At 35.8% G+C, this 6,040-nt stretch carries 7 protein-coding genes; 5 read left to right on the top strand and 2 right to left on the bottom strand.

Features of this window, described 5'->3' with window-relative positions; genetic code table 11:
* Positions 1-671 precede the first annotated feature (671 nt).
* The 5 genes from RG963_RS16085 (at position 672) to RG963_RS16065 (ending at position 5,455) form a co-directional block, all read left to right on the top strand.
* A complete protein-coding gene (locus tag RG963_RS16085; RefSeq protein WP_310577293.1) occupies positions 672-2,516 on the top strand; it encodes a PKD domain-containing protein in 1,845 nt (614 codons plus the stop codon).
* A gap of 349 nt (positions 2,517-2,865) precedes the next feature.
* On the top strand, positions 2,866-3,225 hold the full coding sequence (locus RG963_RS16080) for a transposase (protein ID WP_310577292.1): 360 nt from the start codon (positions 2,866-2,868) through the stop codon (positions 3,223-3,225).
* Complete coding sequence (locus tag RG963_RS16075) at positions 3,198-3,671, top strand: transposase (protein ID WP_310577294.1); 474 nt, start codon at positions 3,198-3,200, stop codon at positions 3,669-3,671. The genes RG963_RS16080 and RG963_RS16075 overlap by 28 nt, the downstream gene beginning before the upstream one ends.
* 714 nt (positions 3,672-4,385) lie before the next feature.
* A complete protein-coding gene (locus RG963_RS16070; RefSeq protein ID WP_310577291.1) occupies positions 4,386-5,318 on the top strand; it encodes a hypothetical protein in 933 nt (310 codons plus the stop codon).
* A 5-nt stretch (positions 5,319-5,323) separates the two neighbouring features.
* Positions 5,324-5,455 (top strand): hypothetical protein, encoded by a 132-nt coding sequence (locus tag RG963_RS16065; RefSeq protein ID WP_310577290.1) that lies wholly within the window; start codon positions 5,324-5,326, stop codon positions 5,453-5,455.
* A gap of 106 nt (positions 5,456-5,561) precedes the next feature.
* On the opposite strand, the gene RG963_RS16060 is transcribed toward RG963_RS16065, so the two are convergent.
* Together RG963_RS16060 and RG963_RS16055 are read right to left on the bottom strand one after the other, a co-directional pair.
* Positions 5,562-5,744 carry a hypothetical protein gene (locus tag RG963_RS16060; RefSeq protein ID WP_310577289.1) on the bottom strand — a complete coding sequence of 61 codons (183 nt, stop codon included), beginning with the start codon at positions 5,742-5,744 and terminating at the stop codon, positions 5,562-5,564.
* Positions 5,745-5,780: 36 nt separating this feature from the next.
* Positions 5,781-6,040: hypothetical protein (locus RG963_RS16055; RefSeq protein WP_310577288.1), on the bottom strand; the 260-nt coding region annotated here is incomplete at its 5' end.

The raw sequence follows: 6,040 nt of genomic DNA, 5'->3' as shown, positions 1-6,040 counted from the left end.
GTTATTATAGCCTAAAAGGGTAGAAATATTATTTTTGCAACAGAACCAATTCTGGTTTTGGAAAGATGATTGATACTTTGGTTCTAACTCTTGTTCTAATGAAACTTGCATCCGCAGATAGAACAAAAGTCACCGGACCGCGTAGACGCTCTTGTATGGGTTCTTTCAACATTGGATTTATTCATATACAGCATGGGACGAATCGTTATGCAAGGTTTCCTCCTTCGCCTCTTCATTAGATGAGGATACCGGAGAAGATATCTGGTCTCAAATGGATTGTGTTTTCAATTCAAGGGACCAATACAGAGAAATGGGCTTTTAAAAAAAAGATATATTATTTTAAGTTGGGAGGGGGAGTGTCGATCCCTCCCAAGATGTAAAATTGTAAAGGATCTGTCCGCAAAACTAACACATTTACATATTAAAATTATTGTAACAGCTATAAATGGATTTCGATTTTGTTTTTTTTCTTTCTATTTTTGTGTTATTTTTTGCGCTGGCCTTCTCAATATCTGCAAGAAAGAAGTAAAATTAATATAAAATTATATTGATAAATCGAAAGATGCCTGTTTTTATTCAAAACATTTTCTTTATAGAGAAAGATGTTATGTGATATTACTTCTCAACTGTGTTTCATTTTAAATTCCAAAATTTATTTACAGAGGTTTGAGATGAAAGAAATAAAAAGTGATGAAGCACGAAGAGTTTATTCTCTTATTGGAGTCTTAGGAATAACGGTGCTTGCGTTTTTAATGTTGGTGAGTATAGCGGGTGCAGCGCCATATGCATATATTCCAAACTTGGTAGATAATAATGTCTCTGCAGTAGATACTGCTGCGCCAAAGATTACTGAGACTCAAATTACTACCAGTGGACAGGCAGACCGCCCTGCTATATATGGTGACAGGATAGTATGGGAGGACTGGCGTAATGGAAATGGCGATATTTATTTGTATAATCTTTCCACACACAAGGAGACTCAGATCACCGCAAATGAATCAGATCAAATGTTGCCTGCGATCTATGATAACATAGTAGTGTGGGTAGATGGTCGCAATAATTATGGATACGATATTTATATGTACGATCTCTCTACTAAGACCGAAAAAAAGATAACTGGACTTGCATGGTGGCCTGATATATACGGTAACAGGATAGTATGGGAGAGAGGATGGGAAAGAGGATGTAATATTTTCATGTATGATCTTTCGACTAAAAAGGAAACTCAAATAACCCCCAATGGATCAGATCGTCATTTTCCTGCTATCTATGGTAACAGGATAGTATGGGATGATAACCGCCATGAAAACTGGGATATATACATGTATGATTTATCCACTTCCAAGGAAACTCAGATCACTACCAATAAATTAGATCAAAGAAAACCTGCTATCTACGGGGATAGGATAGCATGGGAAGATTCTCGTGATAGATACCTCACTATCTACATGTATGATCTCTCCACTAAAAAGGAAATAAGAGTAAACACCAGCACAATAGCGTTTGATCCTGCTATCTATGGAGATAAAATAGTCTGGACATCTCGCACCGGCGATGATGACGACATTAAGCATGATATCTACATGTACGATCTTTCTGCTTCCAAGGAAACTCAAATAACCCCCAATGGACACTCAGAATACCCTGACATCTATGGCAACAGAATAGTGTGGAAAGAACAAAACTATTATGGAGATACTAACATTTATATGGCCACTATTTCAGAAGAGCCTAAACCACGTCTTCCGGTTGCAAATTTCAGCAACAATGTCACATTAGGTTATGTTCCTCTTTCAGTTCAGTTTACAGATCTCTCACAAAATGCGATTTCATGGTACTGGAACTTTGGAGACGGAAATAATTCAACCGAGCAGAATCCAATGTATACTTATTATACAGTAGGAGAATATACTGTTAACCTAACAGCAAGTAATGCAAATGGTACAGATTCAAAGTTAGCTACAATTACTGTTTTAGAACACCCAGTCCTTCCTGTTGCAATCTTTTCCGCGAAACCTACCTCAGGAAAAGCACCATTAAATGTTGTCTTTACTGACGAAAGCACAGGAGCACCTACTTCATGGAAATGGACCTTTGGAGACGGAGCCAAGTCATCAGTTCAAAATCCAACGCATAAATATTCCAAAGTAGGGAGTTATAAGGTGACACTGACAGCAACAAATACTGAAGGCAGTAATACGACAACAAAAACAGATTATATAAAAGTGATAGAAAAACCGGTTGCAAAATTCACCAGTAATGTAACCTCAGGAAAAGCACCATTAACAGTCGCCTTTACTGACAAAAGTACGGGAATACCGACTAAATGGAAATGGATATTTGGAGATGGAGCAAAGTCATCAGACCAGAATCCAATACACCAATATTCACAAGAAGGAAAGTATAAGGTTACACTTACAGTGATTAATGCTGCAGGCAGCAGTACTACAACAAAAACAAATTACATAAAAGTGACAACAAATACAAGACCGGGTATATACTCTAAAAGCAAATAAACCCTTAAATTGAAAAACTATAAAAAGTTCAAGCTTGGGAGTGGGGATTTATTAATCAGCAAATTTGGATAAATGAAATTATAAAAATTTCTACCATTGCTTTTTATTCCCTTGGTTTCAATGGCCTTCTGATTAATCAATGAGCTGATCCCAAAATTCGAATTTCCGCCTCTGAATCTCATATTCTGAATAATCAATCAAGGTTTATAATCATGAAAATTATTTCTGAAACTGATGATTGAGAATAAAATTAGTTTTGGGATGAGCTCAATGTTTAAACCTGCAGGAAATAATTATTATGGAGCCGATCCCAAAAGTAATATTAAGTTGAAATTATAAATTTACTTTTATGTCATTCAGTGAAATCGATGATGTTCTATGGGAATCAATAGAGCCTTATCTTCCTCCGCAGAAATCACATACAGGAAGGCCACGTGCAAATATGAGGAAGTTAATGAACGGTATTTTGTACGTTGTTATGACAGGTTGTACTTGGAAAGATGTTCCCCGTCAATATGGTTCTAAATCAACCGTTCACAGATTCCATCTCTATCTCTGTGAACATGAAATATATCAGGAAATCTTTAATGAACTTTTAAACAAAGGTTATGATTTGAAGAAAATAGATCTCTCTCATTGCTTTACTGATACAAAGGATATTCCGGCTAAAAAAGGGGGAATATCGGCTACGATGGACACAAAAAAGTAAAAGGAATAAAATTAAGCGTTTTAGTAGACTTACAGGGTTTACCTCTCTCTATTATTGTTGTTCCTGCGAATAAGAATGATTCAACACTTTATATACCTACAATTAAAAATTTTAATATAAAGAGACCTGTAGGAAGGCCTGTTAACAGGCCTTCCAAAGTAACAGCTGATGGAATGTATGATACAGCCAAAATTAGAAAATATAACAGGAGAAGAGGAATAAAGTCCAATATACCAGTAAATAAAAGAAATAGGAAGAAAAAGAAGATAGGAAGACCAATAAAGGTAGATCAGGAAGAATTCAAAAAGAAAAGCATAGTAGAAAGGTTCTTTAGCTGGATAGAATCATGCAAGAAAGTATTTCCAAGATATGAAATAAAAGAGGAATCATATCTAGGAGTTGTAATGGTAGCAGCAATAATTAGATTACATGAAGTTTTGGGATAGGCTCATGCATTTGCTTAAGGTCCTCTTCTCGCTGGCCTGCCTTCTCAAGCTCTTCTTTTAATGTGGAATTGTGCTTTTCTTCTTTAGACCTGATGACAGCTAACTGGTTATAAGGTGCCTGTATCTGAGTTTTCAGGTCAACTAAAAAAGAGTTTTTCCAGTTTTTTAACCATCTTTTGAGTTTGCAGAACTTCTGGATAATGTAAAGTTTACTTTCAAAAGTTTTTTAAATTATTAAATAGTTAACAGTTTTTGCGAGAACATATAAATTAATCCCCTCCATGTTCTCTTTTTATTTTCCTCTTTTTCTATTGTATCTACCCAATATTATATTATATTGGAATAAAAGGCGTTTGCTAGTGCTTTCCATTGGAAATGAGGGACGCATGCACAAGGAATTCTCTCGATAACAAATTACATTAGAAATGAATATGTAATTAAGGTACTTTTAACTCGGCTTGATGTAGATTTTAACAGACATCTTCCAAGATTACCAAAACTTCCAAATTAAAATATTTATCTAAAACATGAATTTTTATGCTTTTTTACTAAAAAATGACTCAGTTCCAAAATCTAGTGATTTTTAATTTTATGTTCATCACTAGATTTTGGTATTGTGTCCTAAAAAATGTCCTTTTTATATAAAACAGAACAAAATCATTGTGATATATAACCTTGAAATTTCTATAATGTGACTTGATATTTCGAGGTGATTTGAAAAAATATGTCTATCTTATTTTGTTTGTTTTATTGGCTTCAATGCTATGCATAGGATGTACTGACTCAAATAGTCAACAAAAAACTTCTCAAATTGCAAGTGCACCAGATCAGTCTGAAAATACTCAAAGCGCTGACAATCAAGACGCTGAATGGGCTAAATCCACATCTAACAGTGTTTTAATTTTTGCTAATGACACGGCTCAATTTTCAAACTCAATCAATAATAAGGATTATTATACCGCGATAAAAGGTATCGAAAAATATATACAGGCTCTCGAAACTGAAATAAAGAATATCGATAATTACAAAGTCTCCTCGGAGTTGCAGAGCTGTAAAGATGAATATAAATTAGCATTGATTGATGACTACAATGCTGCAACATTCATGAAATCTGGAGTAACTCAACTTACATCTGGGAATTTCTTGGAATCAGCCGCTGCCGCAAAGATGGGAACTGAAGGACTCAGGTTAGCAAATAGCCATTATGATAATGTAACTAGTTTAGTAAAAATTTATAATGATGCTCATCCCGACTCACAGATAGAAGTAAACTTCCTATACCATAACGTAGGTCCGGAGGAAAATTCACAGGATGAAGTCGCCACATCCGAGCAAACATCAACGCCTGGAACAAAAACACTTGCAGATAAAGAGCCAGAATCTGATGAACCACACGCCAATGAAGACTCAAATGATGTTGAAGATAGCTCAACTAGTAACATTTTCGATTACTGCACATGGCAAGCCGAAATCACAAAAAAGATAGGTGAATATTACAAAGCATCAGGAGGCAAAAGCTATGTTGTAGTTAGTATTAAACTCGATAATACTGGTGACCAAACATATTCAACCAATCCGGTTATTGGCATCTCAAAATTGGCGATATGTATTATCAGTCTGACAGCGCAACATACGACAGCTCTTTGAATCATATGACAACAGATTTGGGTCCAGGTGGCAAAATAACAACAAAAATAGCATATCTCGTTGATGGAGAACCTTCAGTTAGTGATTTGGATTTATATTATGATGGTCCAGGATCTGATGGAACTATATACTCATGACTTGACTCAAAAAACATAGCTATTCTATTTACTAATCCTGTACAAATACTATGGAAGCAGTATTTGTACGGGCACCAAATGGTAAAATCTCTTATTCTGAAACCTTTTACCAGAATTTATACCACGGTTTTTTTGCTCCAGGTGCTTCAATGGCTTTCTGATTGATAAGAGTTTGAACCTGCATCATATAATTTCGGTGCGTTTCCTGACTATTTTCAAGTTCCTTCTTCAATGTTTCAATATGCTTGCCTGACTCTTCATACCTGGCGCGCAGCTCTATTACTTCCATCGGGTCCGGAGCTTCCAGTAAAGATGTATTGAGCCTTCAAATCTCGTTTTTTGAAATATCTATTTCTGCCTGCATTTGTCCCCTAATTGCCTGCATTTGTCCCCTAACGGCTTCCGGGCTTTCTTCGCTGTGTGGCTGCACTAATGCTTCAAATCCTTGTATTACTGCCTGTGTTGGGCTTGTGTATCCTGCTTGCAATACGCTATCATACAAAGCGGCTGGCACCCATACGCTTATTTTTCGCTTTTCTTCTGGCATGATGCATGCATATTGCAGGCAAAGATTATATTGTCTTC

The sequence above is a fragment of the Methanosarcina baikalica genome (genome assembly GCF_031461075.1).
GTDB classification, from domain to species: Archaea; Halobacteriota; Methanosarcinia; order Methanosarcinales; family Methanosarcinaceae; genus Methanosarcina; species Methanosarcina baikalica.
Note: the sequence above shows the minus strand (reverse complement) of the source record. Positions and strands in the feature narration are given on the sequence as shown.

Excerpts from the sequence above, each read along its gene's own strand:
- RG963_RS16085 (WP_310577293.1), top strand. The coding sequence starts at position 672 with ATGAAAGAAATAAAAAGTGATGAAGCACGAAGAGTTTATTCTCTTATT.
- RG963_RS16080 (WP_310577292.1), top strand. The coding sequence starts at position 2,866 with ATGTCATTCAGTGAAATCGATGATGTTCTATGGGAATCAATAGAGCCT.
- RG963_RS16065 (WP_310577290.1), top strand. The coding sequence starts at position 5,324 with ATGACAACAGATTTGGGTCCAGGTGGCAAAATAACAACAAAAATAGCA.
- RG963_RS16060 (WP_310577289.1), bottom strand. The coding sequence starts at position 5,744 with ATGGAAGTAATAGAGCTGCGCGCCAGGTATGAAGAGTCAGGCAAGCAT.